This window comes from Trinickia sp., from assembly GCF_051953955.1.
In the GTDB taxonomy this organism is placed as follows: domain Bacteria; phylum Pseudomonadota; class Gammaproteobacteria; order Burkholderiales; family Burkholderiaceae; genus Trinickia.
On the sequence record NZ_JBQCIF010000117.1, the window covers coordinates 33,075 to 51,130 of the forward strand.

Consider the following 18,056-nt stretch of genomic DNA (forward strand, 5'->3'; position numbering starts at 1 on the left):
TGCGGGCGGTCAAGCAAGCAGGACTGGCAGGTCGAATCGAGGAAAGCTGTGGTTCTAACGTATTGGATGGCAGCCGCGACGGCGGTGGCAACGGCGGCGGTGGCCGCAGCGATCGCGCACAAGCGCGCGAGTGCGCAAGCGGCACGCAGGCATGACGCGGCGATCGTCCGTCTGACCGATGCGCACGACGAAGAAATGGCAAGGCAGGCGGCCGCGTTCGCAACGCATGAGGCGCGCGTGAGCGAGCTCTCGGCGGAGACGCAGCGGCTCACGGAGGCGCTCGCGCGCGAATCGGAGAGCCTCGCCGAAGCCCGGGCCGCGCTCGGAGCGGTGCGGGCGCGCCACGACGAACTGCTGGCGCACGCGAAGAAAATCGAAGGCGAGGCGGCGCGGCTCAAGCAGTTCTCGGTGACGTTCGAGCGCTGGCATGAGCAGATGATCTCGCTGATGGCGCAAAACCACGACATGCACAGCAAGAACCACGAGTTGGCGCGCATCGTCAATCATGTGCTGATGGTCTCGCTCAATGCGTCGATCGAAGCGGCGCGTGCGGGCGCCGCGGGCCGTGGCTTCTCGATCGTCGCCGGCGAAGTGCGCGCGCTCGCGACGCGCTCGCAGGAACTCTCGAAGAGCTACCGCGACAGCCTCGATCGCAACGACCTCGTGACGACGGCGACGTTCCAAGACATCCAAGCGGGCGGCAAGATGATCACGGCCGCGCTCGGCAGCGTCGAGGCACTCGCGCAGCAGTTTCAATTCAAGCTGGAGCGGACTGAGACGTGATCAGCCACGCAGCCCAGGGCAGCTTCGAGCGCATTTTCTTCCAGGCGGCGCGCACGCGTTTGACCGTCGATGCTGCCCATGCCTGCGAGATCGCGCCGGTGCCGGCGCATACGCAGGGGACAGATCGAGTAGGACCGAGTGCCGAGGTGCTCGTGTTGACGATCGCGTCGATCGATTTTCGGATCGTGATGCTGCTGCAGTTCGCCGACGACGACGGCACGCGCGCCTACTACGGGGCCGAGTCTGCGGATCGGACGTTGCACGATGCGGCGATGGAGATCGGCAATCTGTGTTGCGGCGCCGTCAATCAGCAACTCGTCGAGCATTTTCCCGATCTCGGCATGTCGACGCCTTATGCGTTGCCGAGCGACTGCATGGGCTACCTCGACGCGTTGAAGCCGAGCTACATTGCCGCTTATGACATCACGATCGAGCATGCGGCACGGTTGCGCGCGACGCTATGCGTTTGTGCGAGTGCCACGGTCGACTTCATCGCGCAGGCGGCCGACGTGCACGAGAGTGCCGGCGAGCTCGAACTTTTCTAAATTTCTTTCGCCCTCGACGCGAAAGACCAGACCCCTAGGATTGAAATGGCGAAGATTCTCGTAGTGGACGATTCGAGCACCGTGCGTGACGAAGTGGCCGGCTTCTTGCGCAAGAACGGCCTCGACGTCGATACCGCCGTCGACGGCAAGGACGGGCTCTCCAAAGTGAAGACGAACCCCGGCGTGAAGCTCGTCATCAGCGACGTCAACATGCCGAACATGGACGGTTTGACGATGGCCGAGAAGATTCGCGGCGAACTCGCGAACAGTGCCGTCAACATCATCATGCTGACCACGGAAAGCAGCCCCGCGATGAAGGAGCGCGGCAAGGCGGCCGGCGTCAAGGGCTGGATCGTCAAGCCGTTCAAGGGCGAGGCCGTGCTCGAGACGTTCAGGAAGCTAGCGGGTTAATGGGGATTCGCGGCTGCGCCGATCCGCTCGATCCGCGCCGCTCTGCAACGAGCGGCGCGCTTCGTCCGTGAGCGCGAGCAGCCGCCCGGGGCGCAAAGCCGATAGAATGAGCGCTTTCGCGCCGGTGGCGCACCCACGGGCGTAGCATGCCTGCGCCGCTTTCACGACCTATGAGCGACTATCGATTCTGTCCGCGCTGCGCGAGTTCGCTGATCGAGCGCGCCGATGCGGACGCAGACGGGGGCCGGCTGCGCCGCGTCTGCCCTGATGACGATTGCGGCTACGTCCATTGGAACAATCCGCTGCCTGTCATGGCGGCCATCGTCGAGTACGAGGGCAAGATTTTGCTCGCGCGCAACGCCGCGTGGGCCGAAGGCGTGTTCGCGCTGATCACGGGCTTCCTCGAGGCGGGAGAAACGCCGGAAGAAGGCGTCGCGCGGGAAGTGCTCGAGGAGACGTCGCTGCGCGTGCGCGAGACGGAGCTCATCGGCGTCTACGAATTCATCCGCAAGAACGAGCTCATCATTGCCTATCACGTCAAGGCCGAAGGGACGATCGCGCTATCGCCGGAGTTGCTCGAGTATCGGCTCGTGGAGCCGGCGAAGCTGCGGCCGTGGAAGGCGGGAACGGGACAGGCGCTGGCCGAATGGATGCGGCGCAAAGGGTTGCCGTTCGAATTCGTCGAAAGGCCGGGGCAATGACGCCGCTCGCTGCGTCCGTCCGGGCGGCAATGGCGTTCGATGGCAATATCGGCACGGCTTGAGGGGCGACGAGGCATCTATGGACAACAAACCGGCTGCCGAGGGGCGGACCAAGCGCGGGCCGTCGAGCAAAGCGCATTTCCGTCACTTCTTGACGATCCCCACGCGCTGGATGGATAACGACGTCTATGGTCACGTCAACAACGTCGTCTACTACAGCTACTTCGATACGGTCGTCAACGAGTACTTGATTCGCGCCGGCGTACTCGACATCGAGCAGGGCGCGACGATCGGGCTCGTCGTCGAGACGCAGTGCAACTATTTTGCGGCGCTTGCGTTTCCCGATCTTGTCGAAGCTGGGTTGCGCGTGGCGCGCATCGGAGCGTCGAGCGTGCGCTATGAGGTCGGCTTGTTCAGGCAAGGCGAGCCGCACGCCGCCGCGCAAGGGCACTTCGTGCACGTCTACGTCGATCGAGCGACGCGTCGCCCCGTGACTGCGCTGCCGGAGCCGCTGCGCGCGGCGCTGGAGCCGCTCGTCGTCGAACGTGGCGAAGCGAGCGAGGAGTGCGCCTGACGTGCTGGAATTCGCCGTCGCTGCACTGAACGGCATCAGCTACGGGCTGCTGCTGTTCATGCTGTCCGCCGGGCTCACACTGATCTTCAGCATGCTCGGCGTGCTCAACTTCGCGCACGCAAGCTTCTACATGCTCGGTGCGTATCTCGGCTACAGCATTGCCGCGCACGCCGGATTCGCGACGGCGCTCGTGTGTGCGCCGCTCGTCGTGGGTATCGTGGGGGTCATCGTCGAGCGCGCATTGTTGCGCCGTGCACGCGCCAACGGGCCGCTGCACGAACTGTTGCTCACGTTCGGGCTCGCCTATCTGTTGGCCGAGCTCGTCAAGCTCGTTTGGGGCCTCGGCAGTGTGTCGATGACGTTGCCGTCCGTGCTCAATGGTCCGTTGGCCACATTCGGAGGCGCCGCCTTCTCGCGTTACCGTGCTTTCATGATGGCGGTTTCCGTGAGCACGCTCGCGGCGTCGTATCTGCTGTTGCGCACGTCGCGCACGGGCCTCGTGCTGCGCGCGGCGCTCACGCATGCACATGCGGTCGAAGCGCTCGGCCATGACGTCGCGCGCATCGGCACGCTCGTCTTCGCGGTCGGCACCGCGTTCGCCGCGCTTGCCGGCGTCATCGGCGCGCCGCTTGCCGTCGTCGAACCCGGCATGGCCGACGCGATCGGCTCCATCGTTTTCGTCGTCGTCATCGTCGGCGGGCTCGGCTCGCTCGGCGGTGCATTCGCCGCCTCGTTGTCGATCGGCTGCCTGCAGACCTGGGCGGCCGGTAGTTCGGCCTCGCTCGGTTCGCTCACGCAGTGGGCCGGCGTGAGGCTGCCGCCCGCCTGGACGGCGCTCTCGGTCTCGCAGGCCGCGCCGCTGCTGCCCTATGTGCTGCTCGTCGCGATGTTGGCTTGCCGCCCGCGCGGGCTCTTCGGCCGACGTGAAGACGATGCGTAAATCGAACATGCCCGCCGGGCACGAGACGCCTGGAACGGTTGCGTCGCAAACTCGCTCGATCGGCCGCGCCATGCCATGGATCGCCCTGGCCGTGCTGCTCGTCGCTCCGCCGTTTTTCACGCACGAGCGCTGGCTGCTCGCCTACCTCGCGCAAGCCGACGCGATGATCGTGTTCGCGCTCTCGTACAACTTGCTGCTCGGCGAGACGGGCTTGCTCTCGTTCGGTCATGCCGCCTACGCCGGCCTCGGTGCGTTCGTTGCCGCCCATCTGTTCAATGCCGGCGGTGTCGCGCTGCCGTGGCTGCCGCTCGTCGGCGGCGCAGCCGGCGCCGTGTTCGGCGTGCTCTTCGGTGCCGTTGCCACGCGGCGCGCGGGCACGGCCTTCGCAATGATCACGCTCGGCATCGGCGAGCTAGTCGCTGCGGCAGTATGGGCGCTTCCCGAAGGATTCGGCGGTGCGGCCGGCGTGGCCATCGATCGCGGCAGCGGAGCCGCTTGGGGCGGCCTGACGTTCGCGCCCGAGCGCGAAGCGTATTCGCTGATCGCCGCTTGGACCGCGCTCTCGATCGTGGCGATGTTCGCGCTGACGCGCACGCCGCTTGCGCGAATCGCCAACGCCGTGCGCGACAACGCCACGCGTGTCGGCGCGCTCGGCATCGATCCGCGCCGCATTCGACTGGCGATGTTCGTGCTCGCCGCGTTTTTCGCGGGGGTGGCCGGGACGCTGACGTTGATCGACGTCGAACTGGCTTCATCGGAAAGCGTCGCGATGACGCGCTCCGGCGCCGTGCTGATCGCAACGGTGATCGGCGGCGCCTCGACTTTCTTCGGGCCGGTGCTCGGGGCGCTCGTGCTGACCGGAATCAGCGTCGGGGTCGCGAGCGTCGCGCGTGCATGGCCCTTGTACTTGGGGTTGGTCTTCGTCGGCGTCGTGTTGGCCGTGCCGCAGGGGCTGGCGGGTTGGTGGCGCGAACATAGCGGTCGTGTCGCGCGGTATGGCGCGCGAGGGCTTGCGCTGGGCTATCTGCTCGGCGCTGTCGTGGCGGTCGCATGGCTGGCGGCCGTCGTCATCGCAGTCGAGTCGCTTTACGCACGCCGCTTCGCCGCCGATGCGGGAGGGATTTGGCGGATCGGGCGGTTTGCATTCGACCTCGGCGCGCCGGAGACATGGGCGAAGCTTGTCGCATTCGTGGGCATCGGCGCCGTTGCCTGCGGTGCGATGCGTTTGGTTCTACGGATGGCGGCGGCGAAGCGGGGGCGCCGGTGACGGCCTCCGCTCATGCCCTGAAACTCGAACGCATCGCGTGCCGCTTCGGCGCGACGCGCGTGTTGAACGGCGTCGATCTCGCCGTCGCGCCTGGCGAACGTCATGCGGTGATCGGCCCGAACGGCGCGGGTAAGTCGACTTTGTTCAACGTCGTCGGCGGAAAGCTGCGGCCCGATGCGGGCAGGGTTTGGCTCGATGGGGCGGATGTGACGGGGTGCAGTCCGCATGTCCTCGCGCGGGCGGGGCTCGGGCGCAGCTTCCAAACGACGCGCGTGTTTCCGAGCCAGACCGTGCTCGAGAACCTGCGCTGCGCGGTGTGGTGCGGCGTCGTCACGTCGCGCGGCGATCGGCGCGTACGGACGCCTCTCTCGGTGTGGGCGCTTTGGTGGCGGCATTCGAACGCTGTGGCCGAACGCGCGCGATGCTTGCTCGCCGAGCTCGGTCTGGAGCGCGAAGCCCACACGCCGGCGGGCGTGCTCGAATACGGCGCGCAGCGCAGGCTGGACCTCGGCATCGCCTTGGCGAGCGGCGCGCGCACGCTACTGCTCGACGAGCCGACTGCCGGCATGAATCGCGACGAAGCCGCGCGCACGATCGAATGGCTGCGGCGCGTGAGCGTCGGCAAGACACTCGTCGTGATCGAGCACGACATGGATGCCGTGTTTGCGCTGGCCGATCGCGTATCGGTCCTCGTGCAAGGCTGCGTCATCGCGACGGGGACGCCCGCCGAGATCCGCGCCGACACGCGGGTGCGAGACGCGTATCTCGGGGCGCTGTTCGACGAGGGCCTGCGATGACGGCATTGCTCGAAGCGCATTCGGTCTGCGCGTGGTACGGCGAGGCGCAGGTGCTGCACGGTGTCGATCTGCGCATCGACGCAGGCGAGCTCGTCTTACTATGCGGGCGCAACGGTTCGGGACGCTCCACGTTCGCAAAGGCGCTTGCCGGCCTCGTGCGGCGCTCCGGTTCCATCCGATTCGCCGGCGAAGAAACGATCGCGCGGCCCACGTTCGATATCGCGCGTCGCGGGATCGGTTACGTGGCCGAACAGCGCGAGGTATTTCCGGTGCTCTCCGTCGAAGACAACCTGCGACTCGGCATCAAACGCGGGGCCACGCGTTTGGCGGCACGGCAGCTCGACGAAGCATTCGAGCGTTTTCCGCTGCTGGCGCAGCGGCGTAGGACCGCCGCGGGCCTGTTGTCGGGCGGCGAGCAGCAAATGCTCGTGCTGGCGCGCGCGCTGATGGGCGAGCCGCGCCTGCTCGTCGCGGACGAGCCCACCGAGGGGCTTGCGCCTGACGCCGTCATCGCCGTGGCGCAATGCTTGGAGGATGTCTGCGCACGGGGTGGTGCCGTGCTCCTGATCGAGCAGCGGCTGACGATGGCGCATCGCTTGGCCGATCGTGCCGCCGTAATGGGACATGGCCGAATCGTCTTCGACGGCCCGCTCGAAGCGCTCGATGCCCGTACCGCCGACGAATGGCTCGCTTTGGGAAGCGCAGGTTGAACGGCTCAGCCACGTTTGCCGGAACGCTAGGTTCCGTTGCCTCAACCCGCGTCCCGCTTCGCGATCCAATCATGCGCGGGATCGTTCTTGAAGTGCCAGACGCGCTGCGGCCCTGCCATCACGTTCAGGTAGTACGAGTCGTATCCGTACGGCACGACGACCGGGTGATAGCCGCGCGGCACCATGACGACGTCGTGGTCCTCCACGGCCATTGATTCGTCGAGATCGCGCGCATCGGTATAGACGCGCTGAAACGCGAATCCCTGCGATGGATTCAGCCGGTGATAATACGTTTCCTCGAGCGCGCTTTCTTGCGGTATTTGATCGGCATCGTGCTTGTGCGGCGGGTAGCTCGACGCATGGCCGCTCGGCGTCCGCACTTCGACGACGAGCAGCGATTCGGCCGGCTCGGTCTGCGGGAGGATGTCGCAGACGTAGCGCGTATTCGCGCCTTTGCCGCGCACCGAGCGCTTCATCTGCGAAGGCTCGATGAGGCGTATCGAATGACGGCCTTCGGCCGGTGCGCTTGCGACCCCTATCTCGGCATCGCGTTCGGCGCGCACGGTGGCCCGCACGTGCGGAGGCAGGTAAAGCGCGTAGGGGGCCGCATCTTCGAAGACGCTGTCGCGCGCACCGACACTGGTGTAGCGCTCGCCGCCCGCTTCGATCGAAACGGCGCCCGACAACACGACGATGCACGATTCGCGTGCTTCTTCGTGAACGTAGAGCACTTCGTCTTGCGCGAGCCGATACGCGGCGAAACCGACATAGCGCCAAGCGGCGGTCTCGGGTGTCACGCGCGCGATCGTCATGCCCTCGCGCTGGGCTTTCACGAGCAGGCTCATGCGGGTTCCTTTGCGTTGACCTGGTCCACGAGCGAACGCAGCGTGCGATAGCCGAGTTGCGCGTATTCGTAGCTCGGCGCGACGGCCGGATCTTGCTCTGCTTCGACGACGAGCCAGCCGCGGTAGCCATGCCGTTTCAGGCCGGCGATCACGGCGGGGAAATCGACCGCGCCGTCGCCCGGCACAGTGAACGCGCCGTTGATGACGGATTCGAGGAAGCTCCAGTCGCGGTTGCGCGCGAGCTTGACGACGTCGGGCCGGACGTCCTTGCAGTGGACGTGGCAGATGCGCGATGCGTACGCTTCGAGCATCGCGAGCGGATCGCCGCCCGCGAACGTGATGTGTCCCGTGTCGAGCAGCAGGCCCATCGCGTCGCTCGTGCGCTTCATGAGGTTATCGACGTCGGCCGGCGTTTCGACGTAGGCGCCCATGTGATGATGATAGGCGACGCGCACGCCATGCGACAGCGTGTAGCGCGAGAAGCGCTCTACGCGTTCGGCGTACGTATCCCATTGCGCTTCGGTGAAAAACCGCGGACGTTGATAGAGCGGCAGGGGCGAGCCTTGGATCGTATTCGCCACTTCGCCGTACACCATGACGTTCGCGCCGTTCTTCGCCAGCAGCTCGAGGTGTGGGCCGACCGCTTCGATCTCCTCCTCGGCGCTGCGCTCGGCCAGGCGTCCCGAATACCAGCCGGAGACGAGCGCGAGATCGTATTGCGCGAGCAATGCCTTCAGGGCGGCCGGCTCGCGCGGGAATTTGTTGCCCAGCTCGAACCCCTCGTAGCCGATTTCGCGGCCTTCGGTCAGTGCGACCGAGAGCGGCGTTTCGCCGCCGAGCGAGGGGAGATCGTCGTTCATCCACGAGAGCGGATTGACGCCGATGCGCACTTGAAAATCGGTCATGCTGCGTTCCTTTGTTCGCGTGACGTTGCGATGTCTATGTTCGATGTCGATGTTCAAAGTCGATGTCGATGAGGGCGGTGCCGATGTCATCCGGCTTTGCCGGGCTCATCCGCGCTTCGTCCATCGCGTTCGGCGAGCCGCGCCTCGTAGGCGGCGCGCGCATCGCGCACCGCTTCGCGCGCCGACACTTCCGGCACGGCCACTTCCCACCACCAGCCGCCGTCGTCGGTCGTGCGCGCCGGGTCGGTATCGATGACGATGACCGACGTGCGATCGGCCGCGCGCGCCCGCGCGAGCGCGGCTTCGAAGGCGCCGATATCCGCGGCGTGTTCGGCATGAGCGCCGAGCGAGCGGGCATGCGCGGCGAAATCGATCTTCGGCGCGCCGAGCGGGCCTTGTAGGCAATCGTCGAGCAGGTTGTTGAACGGCACACCGCCGCAGGCCTGCTGGAGGCGATTGATGCATCCGTAGCCGCGGTTGTCGAGCACGACGACGATGAGCTTGGCGCCGAGCATGACGGAGGTCGCGATTTCACTGTTCATCATCAAGTAGCTGCCGTCGCCGACGAACACGATGACGTCGCGCTCGGGCCGCGCCAGTTTGGCGCCGAGGCCCCCGGCGATTTCATAGCCCATGCACGAATAGCCGTACTCGACGTGATAGCCGCCGGGCCGGCCTGCGCGCCAGAGCTTGTGCAGCTCGGCCGGCAGCGTGCCCGCGGCGCAGACGGCGATGTCGCCTTGCGGGGAATGCGCACTCGAGCGCTGTACCGCGCCGATGACGTCCGCATCGTAGGGCAGCACGCCGGGCATCGCGGCCGCGTGCGTGCGCGACTGAACCGTCTCACGCCATGCGCCGCAAAGTGTGCGGGCGCGCTGGGTCCAGGAGGTGGCCGCCTGCCAACTGCCGAGCCGCTCGCTCAGCGCGGCAAGCGTGGCACGCGCGTCGCCGAGCACGGTCGTCGCGCGATGTTTGAGCGCATCGAACGCGTTCGCATTGATTCCGACGACGTGCGCGTGCGCAAACAACGTGTTCGAGCCCGTCGTGAAGTCTTGGAGCCGCGTGCCGACGGCGATGACGCAATCTGCCTCGTGCGCCAGCGCGTTCGCCGCGCTTGCGCCGGTGACCCCAATGGCGCCGGCATTGAGCGGATGATCCCACGCGAGGGCGCCTTTGCCCGCCTGCGTCTCGCCGACGGCGATTCCGTGCCGTTCGGCGAACGCGCGCAGCGCCTCGGCGCCGCCGCGGCTATAAAGCACGCCGCCGCCCGCGACGATAACGGGCCGCTGCGCATGGCGCAGCGCCTCCAGCGCGGCTTCGAGCTCCTCCTCGCCCGGGGTCGGCGCATGAAAGCGCACGACGCGCGGCTCGAAGAACGCGCGCGGATAATCGTAGGCCATCGCCTGCACGTCCTGCGGCAGCGCTAGCGTGACGGGGCCGGCCAGTGCCGCGTCGGTCAGCACGCGGATGGCGCGCGGCAACGCGGTCAGCAACTGCGCCGGATGCACGATCCGATCGAAGTAGCGCGAGACCGGCCTGAGCGTATCGTTGGCGGACACGCCGCCGTCCTGGAAATCCTCCACTTGCTGAAGGACGGGATCGGGCGCGCGCGACACGAAGATGTCGCCCGGCAACAGCAAGACGGGCAGGCGATTGACGTGCGCGAGCGCGGCGGCCGTGACGAGGTTCGTCGCGCCGGGGCCGATCGACGTCGTCACGGCCATCATGCGGCGCCGGAAGTGGGCTTTCGCATAGGCGATCGCGCTGTGCGCCATCGCCTGCTCGTTGTGGGCGCGGTAGGTCGGCAGCGCGTCGCGATGCTGATAGAGCGCCTCGCCGAGCCCCGCGACGTTGCCATGGCCGAAGATCGCAAACACGCCGCCGAAGAGCGGCACGGTCGAAACGCCGTCTTCGTCCACGACATGCTGCGCGGCCAAGTAGCGCACGAGCGCTTGGGCAGCCGTCAGCCGAATCGTCGCCGTGCTCGCATCGCCCGCGTCCGGCTTCGCCGCGCGGCTCATCGTCCTGTCCTCGATGCTCGCGTTCATTAGGCTGCCTCCCGCGTCGTCGTGTGCCGCGGTGCGGACGCGCCGGCTTCCGAGCGTGCCTTGCGCCACGCGCCGATCAACGTTTCGAACGTCGCCCGCACGCTCGCGATCAGTGTCGCATCGTCGATTTCGCCGGCCAGCCAAGCGCGGCTCGGCTCATGGAAAATCGTGCGCCCGACCGTAAAGCCCTTGCACGTGCGCGAAGCGGCCGCTGCGCGGAAGCCTTCGGTGAGCACGTCCACGCCGGCCGATAGGCCCAGGAGCACGACACCGCGGCAGTACGGATCGCGCTCGGCGATGAGCGCGTCGATCGCTTGCCATTGATCGGCCGCCGGCGGTGCGAGTTTCCACCATTCGGGTTGGATGCCGAGGTTGTAGAGCCGCTTCAGTGCGCGAAACACGGTGTCGGGCGCCGCCGGCAGCGTGTCGCGTTTGGGCGGGATCACCTCGAGCAGCAGTTCGTGGCCGCTCGCCTGCACGGCATCGTAGAGCGCGCGCAATTGCGCTTCCTGCTCCACGCGTTCCGCGATCGGCGCGTCGGGGTGATAGTGCACGAGGCATTTGACGACGTGCTCGTGCGGCCAGGCGACGAGCGCCGTGCCCACCGAGCGGCCGTGCTCAAACACGAGCGGCAGCGAGCCCGGGAGCTCCACCGGCCGGCCGATCCACCAGCCGCGGCCCGTTGCGGCGTTCAGCGCGTCTTGTCCGTAGCGATCGTCGATCAGCACGCCGATGCGCCCTTGCAGCGAAAGCGCCTGCTCAGTCTGCGCAACCGCTTCGACGAACAATTGCTTCAACTGCCCGATGCGCGTCTCGCTCGCCCCGGTTTGCTGAACGAGCTCGAAGAACTGATTTCGATGGTCGAACGCGAAACCGAGCACCTCGTCGTGGACGGTTCGCTTGACGCTCACGCGATGCAGCCGCGCGAGCTTGGCGTCGAGGTCGGGCCGGCGCATGCTTGCCGGATCGCGAGCGAGCGCGTCGCGCAGATAGTCGAGCTCGGCCGGCGTCGGCATGGCCGGTGCGCATCCATGGCGGGACACGACGAGCGCGCCGCACAGATTGGCCGTCTGCGCACACTGCGCGAACGGCGCATCGCGCAGCCACTCGGACAGAAAGCCCGACGCGAACGCATCGCCGGCGCCGAGCACGTTCAGCACTTCCACTTGCATGCCGTGTTCGGTCGGTGCATCGTCGATCGATGCGGGCACCTTGCCGTCGATGATCGTGCAGCCGAGCGGGCCGCGCTTGACGACGAGCGTGGCCGGCGTCACCGCGCGCACCATCGCCAGGGCATCGATGAGTTCATGCTTGCCGCCCGCGATGCGGAATTCCTCCTCCGTCCCGATGACGAGATCGAACAGCGGCAAGATGCGTTGCAGATGCGCGGTCACGCTTTCGCTGGCGATGAAGCGCGTCTCGCCGTCGGCCTTGCCCGTCAATCCCCACAGCACGGGCCGATAGTCGATGTCGAGCACGGTGCGCACTTGATTGCGGCGCGCGTATTCGAGCGCGCGGCGGCTTGCCCGGTTCACTTGCTCCGTCGAGAAATGCGTGCCGGTGATGAGCAGCGCCTTGCTCGATGCGATGAAGGCTTCGTCGAAGTCGTTTTCGTCGATCGCCATGTCCGCGCAGTTTTCGCGGTGGAAGATCAGTGGAAACGTATCGCGGTCCTTGATGCCGAGCAGCACGAGCGCCGTGAGCCGATCCGCGTCGGTGCGCGCGTGGCTGACGTCGCAGCCTTCGGCCGCGAGCGTTTCGGTCAAGAAACGTCCCATGTGATCGTTGCCGACGCGCGAGAGCATCGCCGAGGCGAGCCCGAGCCGTGCGCAGCCGAATGCGATGTTGGCCGACGAGCCGCCGAGATACTTGGCGAAGCTCGTGACGTCCTCTAGGCGTGCACCGATTTGCTGAGCGTAGAGGTCGACCGCAAGGCGCCCGAGACAGATGATGTCGCGCGCGCGGCCAGCCGCGAAGCGGCTGGCGGTCATGTTCGAGGTAGGAGAGGCAGCCATGAAAAGAAGTCCTTCGGTGAGCGTGAGCGTCGTGTGTCGCGTTAGATCGTGGCGCCGTCGAGCTCGGCAATCATCTTCTGCATCTCCGCGCCGCCGGCCATCATGTCGAGCACGGCTTCCTTGCTGATCGTGTCCTTCGTGAAGGTGCCCATCGAGCGGCCGCGATTGAGCAGCGTGAACGAATCGCCGATCGGGTAGGCGTGATGCACGTTGTGCGTGATGAAGATGACGGAAATGCCGCGCTCGCGTGCTTTGTGGATGAGCTTGAGCACGTTGAAGCTCTGCTTGACGCCGAGCGCGGCCGTCGGTTCGTCGAGGATCAGCACGCGCGCGCCGAAATGAATCGCGCGGGCGATGGCGAGACACTGACGCTCGCCGCCCGACATCGTTCCGATCGGCTGATGCGCGTCGCGCACGAAGATGCCCATTTCAGCGAGCTTTTCGCGCGCGGTCGTGGCGGCCGTTTCGATGTCCATGACGTTCACGAGCCCGAACAGCTTCTTGTTCGGCTCGCGGCCCATGAAGAAATTGCGCGCGACCGACAGCAGCGGCACGAGGGCCAGGTCTTGGTACACCGTCGCAATGCCGAGATCGAGCGCATCCTTCGGCGAATTGAATTGCACGGGCTGGCCGTCGACGAGGTATTGGCCCTCGCTCGGCTGATGCACGCCGGCGAGCGTCTTGATCAGCGTCGATTTGCCGGCGCCGTTGTCACCGAGCAGGCAGTGCACTTCGCCGCGGCGCAACCGCAGCGTGACGTCTTTGAGCGCAATCACGCTGCCGAAGTAGCGGCTGACGTTTTCGAGCGCGAGGATGCAATCTGCGCTTTGATCTTGGATTGGGGTAGCGGAAGTCATGTTTTTCTCCGTCGATCAACGCGATTGCGCGACACGGCTGCGCACGTAGTGGTTGAAGAGCACGGCGAACAGCAGCATCAAGCCGAGGAAGACGCGGAACCAGTCCGAATCGATACTCGTATAGGTGATGCCGATCTGCACCACGCCGAAGATCAGCGAGCCGAAGCAGGCGCCGACGACTGATCCGTAGCCGCCCGTGAGCAGCGTGCCGCCGATGACGGCCGCGATGATCGCTTCGAATTCCTTCTGCAAGCCGCGGTCGGCGGCGGCCGAGCCGATGTCGCATACCTGCAGCACGGCGAAGAGGCACGCACAGAACGCGGTCAGCACGAACAGGCGAATCTTCACGCGCCGCACGGGCACGCCGACGTTCTTCGCCGCGTTCGCATCGCCGCCGACGGCGAAAATCCAGTTGCCGAAGCGCGTCTTGGCCAGCGTGAATGCGCAGACGGCGGCCAACGCGATCCACCAGACGATGACTTTCGGCACGCCGGGCACGAGCGGTTCGCCCGAGTCGAGCAGCTTGACGAGGCCCATGTGGCCGAGCCAGCGGAACAGATCATGGAACGCGACGCCTTGGAACAGGGCATGCGCGAGGGCGCTCTTGGCCGCGACGTCGCCGACGCCCGAAATGATCGTGCGATCCGCGAACATGACCGAGAGGGCCAGCGTCAGGCCGCGCAGAATGAACATGAACGCGAGCGTGACGATGAACGAGGGCAGCCTCGTGCGCATGACGAGGTAGCCGTTGAGCGCGCCGAGCAGCATCGATCCCACGAACGCGAAGACGATCGCGAGTTCGATGGGCCAATGAAAATACATCGTCGGCAGCGCGACCATCATGCCCGCGAAGCCGATCATCGACCCGATCGAGAGGTCGAATTCGCCGGCGATCATCAAGAGGCAGGCGCCGACCGAGATGAGACCGAGGTAGGCCGCCACCTGCGACCAGTTCATGATGCCGTCGAGGTTGAACATGCCGGAGTTGCCGGCGCCGATCGCGAAGACGAGAAACACCATGACGGTGCCGGCGAGCGAGGCGAACTCTGGGCGGGAAAGAAACTGCTTGAACCGCGATTCGCGGCGCACGCGCTCATCGAGCGAGCCCGAGCCCTGCGGGTTCGGCTGCTCCTGTTTGCGCAAGTTGGCGTGGAAGTGATCGGCGACGCCCATCGAATGTCTCCTTCGTTGGCGCGGCCCGAACCGGTTGGCGAAACCCGGTTCGTACCGCGCCGTCATGCTGGATAGCTGGATTGCAAAGGCCACTGTTCCATGCGCGGGCGATGGGCGCCCGCGAGCGTGGGAATCAGCGGTACTGCCCCGCGTACTTCACGACTTTTTCGACGTTGTTCTTGGTGATGAAGCCCGGGCCGGAAAGGATCGTGTCGGGCTGATAGACGGGTTGGAGCCCGTAGGTTTCGAGGCGTGCCTTGAATTTCGGATTGTTTTGCAGCGCCTTCTCGATCTTCAAGGGATCGGTGGTGTGGTCGTGCTTGACGATCGCGAGCACGGCGACGGCCAGATAGCCTTGCAGGTAGGGCTGCTGATCGATCGCGAATTGGATCGTGCCGTCCTTGATCGCGGCGGCGATGTCGTTATCGAAATCGAACGTCGCGAACCAGATCTTGCCGGCCTTGCCCATGTCCTTCAGCGCGCGAATCGTCGGATCGGCCGACAGCGGGCCGAGCGCGAGCACGCCGCCGGTATCGGGATGGTTGCGCAGATAGGCTTCCACCTTGGCCTTCACGCCGTTCGGGTCTTGGCCGGCATCGAGCGTCGACGATTTGAAATCGACACCGAGCGCTTCGGCAAAGCCGCGGCAGCGCTCGAACGAAGCCGGGTTCGTCGCATAGTGGTTCACGCACAGGAACGACTTGACGCCCGCGGCCTTGGCCTTCTCGCCGGCCGCGTGGCCCGCGACGTATTCGGGCTGGCCGATATGCATGATGGCGCCGAGCTGCTTGCTTTGTTCGAGCGTGCCCGAGTTGATCGTCACGAGCGGGATCTTCTTGTCGGTGACTTTCTTGATTGCGCTCTTGAGCACGTCGAAATCGGCGATCGTCGCGGCCACGCCGTCATAGTTGTGCGCAGCCGCTTGCTCGATCAGGCGCGCCATGTCCGACAAATCGCCGTTCGGCGGGTTGCGGTAATCGGTCTGGACGTTGAAGTCCTCGTCCGCCTGCTTGATCGCGTTCTTGATCGTGTTCCACCAGGAATCGGAGTCCGGCGCGTGGCTGATGAGCACGAAGTGGGCGTCGGCCGCGTGCGCCGAGCCGACCGCGAACGGAGCGAACGCCAGTGTGAGCGCGGACGTGACGGCCGCGGCGAACGTCTTGACGGCGGCCTTGCGGGTGCAAAGTCTCATTTGTCTCCACCTATTCGAAGTTATGTCTGTGTCGTTGAAAGCGGCGCGCAGACCGTCTTCGCGCCGCTCACGAAACAGAGTAGGCGAAGTCGTTCGCGAATGCAAAGAAAATTTCATTGCAGCTAGAAATGGAAAATTCGTTCCATTTTCCATTCGGCGTGCCTATAATCTGCGCCGTGGGGAGACAGGTGCGCTCGAGCCGCCAGCACGCCGCTACCCGTTCGAAAAGGACAAGAGCCATGCAGGAAGACACCACCGACGAGCTGCCGAACGTCGACGAGCTCATGCAGCGCGTCGCCGATGCGTACGACGCGCTGCCGCGGCAATTGAAGAGCGTGGCCGCGTATCTCGAGCAGCATCGATCGAGCGTGATGGTGGACCGCACGAGCGACATCGCCGCCAGTTGCGGCGTGCATCCTTCGGCCGTCGTGCGGTTCGCACAGCGCTTCGGGTTCTCGGGGTTTTCGGATCTGCAGGAGGTGTTCAAGCAGGCGTATGCCGGCCAGAACCCGTCGGGGCAGACCTACAAGCAGCGCATTCGCAAGCTCATCGACGACAAGCCGGGCCGCCTGTCGGGCGGCAACGTCGCGCGCGAGTTCGTCGCTGCTTGCCGCAACGGCCTCGACGAGCTCGAAGCGACGCTCGACGACGAGCAATTCGAAGCGGCCGTCTCGATGCTCCAGCATGCGGAGAACATCTATGTCATCGGCGTGCGGCGCTCGTTCGCGGTGGCGAGCTATATCGTCTATGCATTGCAGCACACCGCCAAGCGCGTGCATTTGATCTCGGGCTTCGGCGGCATGTTCCGCGAGCAGATCCGCAGCGTGAAGAAGGGCGACGTCGTCATCGCGATCAGCTTCGAGCCGTACGGACGCGAGACGCAGTATTGCCTGCGCATCGCCCATCACCATCAAGCGCAGACGCTCGTCATCACCGATAGCCGCCTGTCGCCGCTCGCGCGTTACGCGACTACGCAGTTGTTCGTCAAGGAGGGCAGCGCGTTCGCGTTTCGCGCGCTGACCAGCACGATTTGCTTGTGCCAGGCGCTGTTCGTGGCGCTTGCGTACCGGCTCGAGTTGAACGTTGAAGAGTCGAAAGACACAGGAGGATACGATGACTAGCAGTAGCGGAAGGGACAGCGGTGCAATCGACGTCGCCGTGTTCGGCGCGGGCCGCATCGGCCGCATCCATGCAGGTAATCTCGCTCGCCATGCCGGCGCGAGGATCAAGTATGTGATCGACGTCAACCGCGTCGCCGCATCCGAGCTCGCCGCGCAATACGGTGCGATGGTGGTCGAGGCCGATCTGGCCCTCGCCGACGCATCGGTGGGGGCGAGCGTGATTTGCTCGAGCACCGATACGCATGCCGACTTGATCGAACGCTCGGCGGCAGCCGGCAAGCATATCTTCTGCGAAAAGCCCGTCGATCTCGAGCTCGAGCGTGCGCGTGCTTGCGCCCGTGCCGTCGAACAGGCGGGCGTCGTCTGCATGATCGGTTTCCAGCGCCGCTTCGATCCCACGTTCGCCGCCGTCAAAGCCCGCATCGACGCGGGCGAGATCGGCACGCCGGAAATGCTCGTCGTCACGAGCCGCGATCCCGGTGCGCCGCCCGTGGAATACATTCGTCGCTCGGGCGGCATCTTCAAGGACATGCTGATTCACGATTTCGACATTTTCCGCTGGATTCTCGACGACGAAGCGGTGACGGTCCATGCGAACGGGAGCTGTTTGACCGATCCCGCGATTCTCGATGCAGGGGACGTGGATTCGACGGCCGTGACCATTCGAACGAAGCGCGGCCGCCTGTGCCAGATCAATACGACCCGGCGTGCCGCCTATGGCTACGATCAGCGCTTCGAAGTGCTCGGCAGCACCGGCATGCTGCAAGCGGGCAACGTGCGGCCGACCGAGGTCGTCTCCTACACGGCGAACGCCGTGTCGAGCGACGTGCCCGAGCCTTTCTTCCTCGAGCGCTATCGAGCCGCCTATGCGAGCGAGATCGCGCACTTCTTCGACGCCGTGACGGAAGGCGCACCTGTGCGCACGACGATTGCGGATGGCGTCAAGGCGCTCGAACTCGCGGAGGCGGCGACGCGGTCTTGGCGCGAGGGGCGCGTCGTCAGCATCGGCGAGTAGCGCGCATGCGGCGGAGGGCATCGCCACTCGCGAAGCGAATGATGCCCTTGCCGCCGTTACGACCGAACATTCGATGACCTTACGTCTTCAAGACGATAGCGGCAAGGAGCGAGACAGTGACGACGATGGCAAAGCGCGGGCCGGTGCGGATCGGCAT

General features: G+C 65.7%; 18 protein-coding genes. 11 read left to right on the forward strand and 7 right to left on the reverse strand.

What is annotated here, in order from left to right; all coding sequences use genetic code 11:
• Positions 1-48 precede the first annotated feature (48 nt).
• The 9 genes from ACTHNZ_RS21925 to ACTHNZ_RS21965 all read left to right on the forward strand — a co-directional run bounded on the left by ACTHNZ_RS21925 (position 49) and on the right by ACTHNZ_RS21965 (position 6,728).
• Complete coding sequence (locus ACTHNZ_RS21925; protein WP_440544690.1) at positions 49-783, forward strand: methyl-accepting chemotaxis protein; 735 nt, start codon at positions 49-51, stop codon at positions 781-783.
• A complete protein-coding gene (locus tag ACTHNZ_RS21930) occupies positions 780-1,328 on the forward strand; it encodes a hypothetical protein (protein ID WP_440544691.1) in 549 nt (182 codons plus the stop codon). The genes ACTHNZ_RS21925 and ACTHNZ_RS21930 overlap by 4 nt, the downstream gene beginning before the upstream one ends.
• A gap of 45 nt (positions 1,329-1,373) precedes the next feature.
• Positions 1,374-1,739 (forward strand): response regulator, encoded by a 366-nt coding sequence (locus tag ACTHNZ_RS21935; protein ID WP_440544692.1) that lies wholly within the window; start codon positions 1,374-1,376, stop codon positions 1,737-1,739.
• 170 nt (positions 1,740-1,909) lie between these two features.
• On the forward strand, positions 1,910-2,440 hold the full coding sequence (locus tag ACTHNZ_RS21940; RefSeq protein WP_440544693.1) for an NUDIX domain-containing protein: 531 nt from the start codon (positions 1,910-1,912) through the stop codon (positions 2,438-2,440).
• Between the two features lie 79 nt (positions 2,441-2,519).
• Positions 2,520-3,014, forward strand: a complete 495-nt coding sequence (locus ACTHNZ_RS21945; protein ID WP_440544694.1) for an acyl-CoA thioesterase — start codon at positions 2,520-2,522, stop codon at positions 3,012-3,014.
• Between the two features lies 1 nt (position 3,015).
• On the forward strand, positions 3,016-3,954 hold the full coding sequence (locus ACTHNZ_RS21950; RefSeq protein WP_440544695.1) for a branched-chain amino acid ABC transporter permease: 939 nt from the start codon (positions 3,016-3,018) through the stop codon (positions 3,952-3,954).
• Between the two features lie 70 nt (positions 3,955-4,024).
• The gene (locus ACTHNZ_RS21955) at positions 4,025-5,221 is read left to right on the forward strand and encodes a branched-chain amino acid ABC transporter permease (RefSeq protein WP_440544696.1); all 1,197 of its coding nucleotides are present in this window, start codon (positions 4,025-4,027) and stop codon (positions 5,219-5,221) included.
• Positions 5,218-6,018: an ABC transporter ATP-binding protein gene (locus ACTHNZ_RS21960; RefSeq protein WP_440544697.1), complete on the forward strand. Its 801-nt coding sequence runs from the start codon at positions 5,218-5,220 to the stop codon at positions 6,016-6,018. The genes ACTHNZ_RS21955 and ACTHNZ_RS21960 overlap by 4 nt, the downstream gene beginning before the upstream one ends.
• A complete protein-coding gene (locus tag ACTHNZ_RS21965) occupies positions 6,015-6,728 on the forward strand; it encodes an ABC transporter ATP-binding protein (protein ID WP_440544698.1) in 714 nt (237 codons plus the stop codon). The genes ACTHNZ_RS21960 and ACTHNZ_RS21965 overlap by 4 nt, the downstream gene beginning before the upstream one ends.
• A gap of 41 nt (positions 6,729-6,769) precedes the next feature.
• On the opposite strand, the gene iolB is transcribed toward ACTHNZ_RS21965, so the two are convergent.
• From iolB to ACTHNZ_RS22000, 7 genes are all read right to left on the reverse strand, one after another.
• Positions 6,770-7,573: a 5-deoxy-glucuronate isomerase gene (gene iolB / locus ACTHNZ_RS21970; RefSeq protein ID WP_440544699.1), complete on the reverse strand. Its 804-nt coding sequence runs from the start codon at positions 7,571-7,573 to the stop codon at positions 6,770-6,772.
• Positions 7,570-8,478, reverse strand: a complete 909-nt coding sequence (gene iolE, locus ACTHNZ_RS21975; protein ID WP_440544700.1) for a myo-inosose-2 dehydratase — start codon at positions 8,476-8,478, stop codon at positions 7,570-7,572. The genes iolB and iolE overlap by 4 nt, the downstream gene beginning before the upstream one ends.
• Positions 8,479-8,564: 86 nt before the next feature.
• Entirely contained in the window at positions 8,565-10,499 is a 1,935-nt protein-coding gene (iolD, locus tag ACTHNZ_RS21980) for a 3D-(3,5/4)-trihydroxycyclohexane-1,2-dione acylhydrolase (decyclizing) (RefSeq protein ID WP_440544707.1), read from the reverse strand.
• Positions 10,500-10,525: 26 nt separating this feature from the next.
• Positions 10,526-12,541 carry a bifunctional 5-dehydro-2-deoxygluconokinase/5-dehydro-2-deoxyphosphogluconate aldolase gene (locus ACTHNZ_RS21985; protein WP_440544701.1) on the reverse strand — a complete coding sequence of 672 codons (2,016 nt, stop codon included), beginning with the start codon at positions 12,539-12,541 and terminating at the stop codon, positions 10,526-10,528.
• A 41-nt stretch (positions 12,542-12,582) separates the two neighbouring features.
• On the reverse strand, positions 12,583-13,398 hold the full coding sequence (locus tag ACTHNZ_RS21990; RefSeq protein WP_440544702.1) for an ATP-binding cassette domain-containing protein: 816 nt from the start codon (positions 13,396-13,398) through the stop codon (positions 12,583-12,585).
• A 15-nt stretch (positions 13,399-13,413) separates the two neighbouring features.
• Positions 13,414-14,571, reverse strand: a complete 1,158-nt coding sequence (locus ACTHNZ_RS21995; RefSeq protein WP_440544703.1) for an ABC transporter permease — start codon at positions 14,569-14,571, stop codon at positions 13,414-13,416.
• 133 nt (positions 14,572-14,704) lie between these two features.
• Positions 14,705-15,763: a sugar ABC transporter substrate-binding protein gene (locus ACTHNZ_RS22000; protein WP_440544704.1), complete on the reverse strand. Its 1,059-nt coding sequence runs from the start codon at positions 15,761-15,763 to the stop codon at positions 14,705-14,707.
• Between the two features lie 239 nt (positions 15,764-16,002).
• On the opposite strand from ACTHNZ_RS22000, the gene ACTHNZ_RS22005 reads away from it, so the two are divergent.
• Positions 16,003-16,884, forward strand: a complete 882-nt coding sequence (locus ACTHNZ_RS22005; protein ID WP_440544705.1) for a MurR/RpiR family transcriptional regulator — start codon at positions 16,003-16,005, stop codon at positions 16,882-16,884.
• On the forward strand, positions 16,877-17,899 hold the full coding sequence (gene iolG / locus ACTHNZ_RS22010; RefSeq protein WP_440544706.1) for an inositol 2-dehydrogenase: 1,023 nt from the start codon (positions 16,877-16,879) through the stop codon (positions 17,897-17,899). The genes ACTHNZ_RS22005 and iolG overlap by 8 nt, the downstream gene beginning before the upstream one ends.
• Positions 17,900-18,056: the final 157 nt, after the last annotated feature.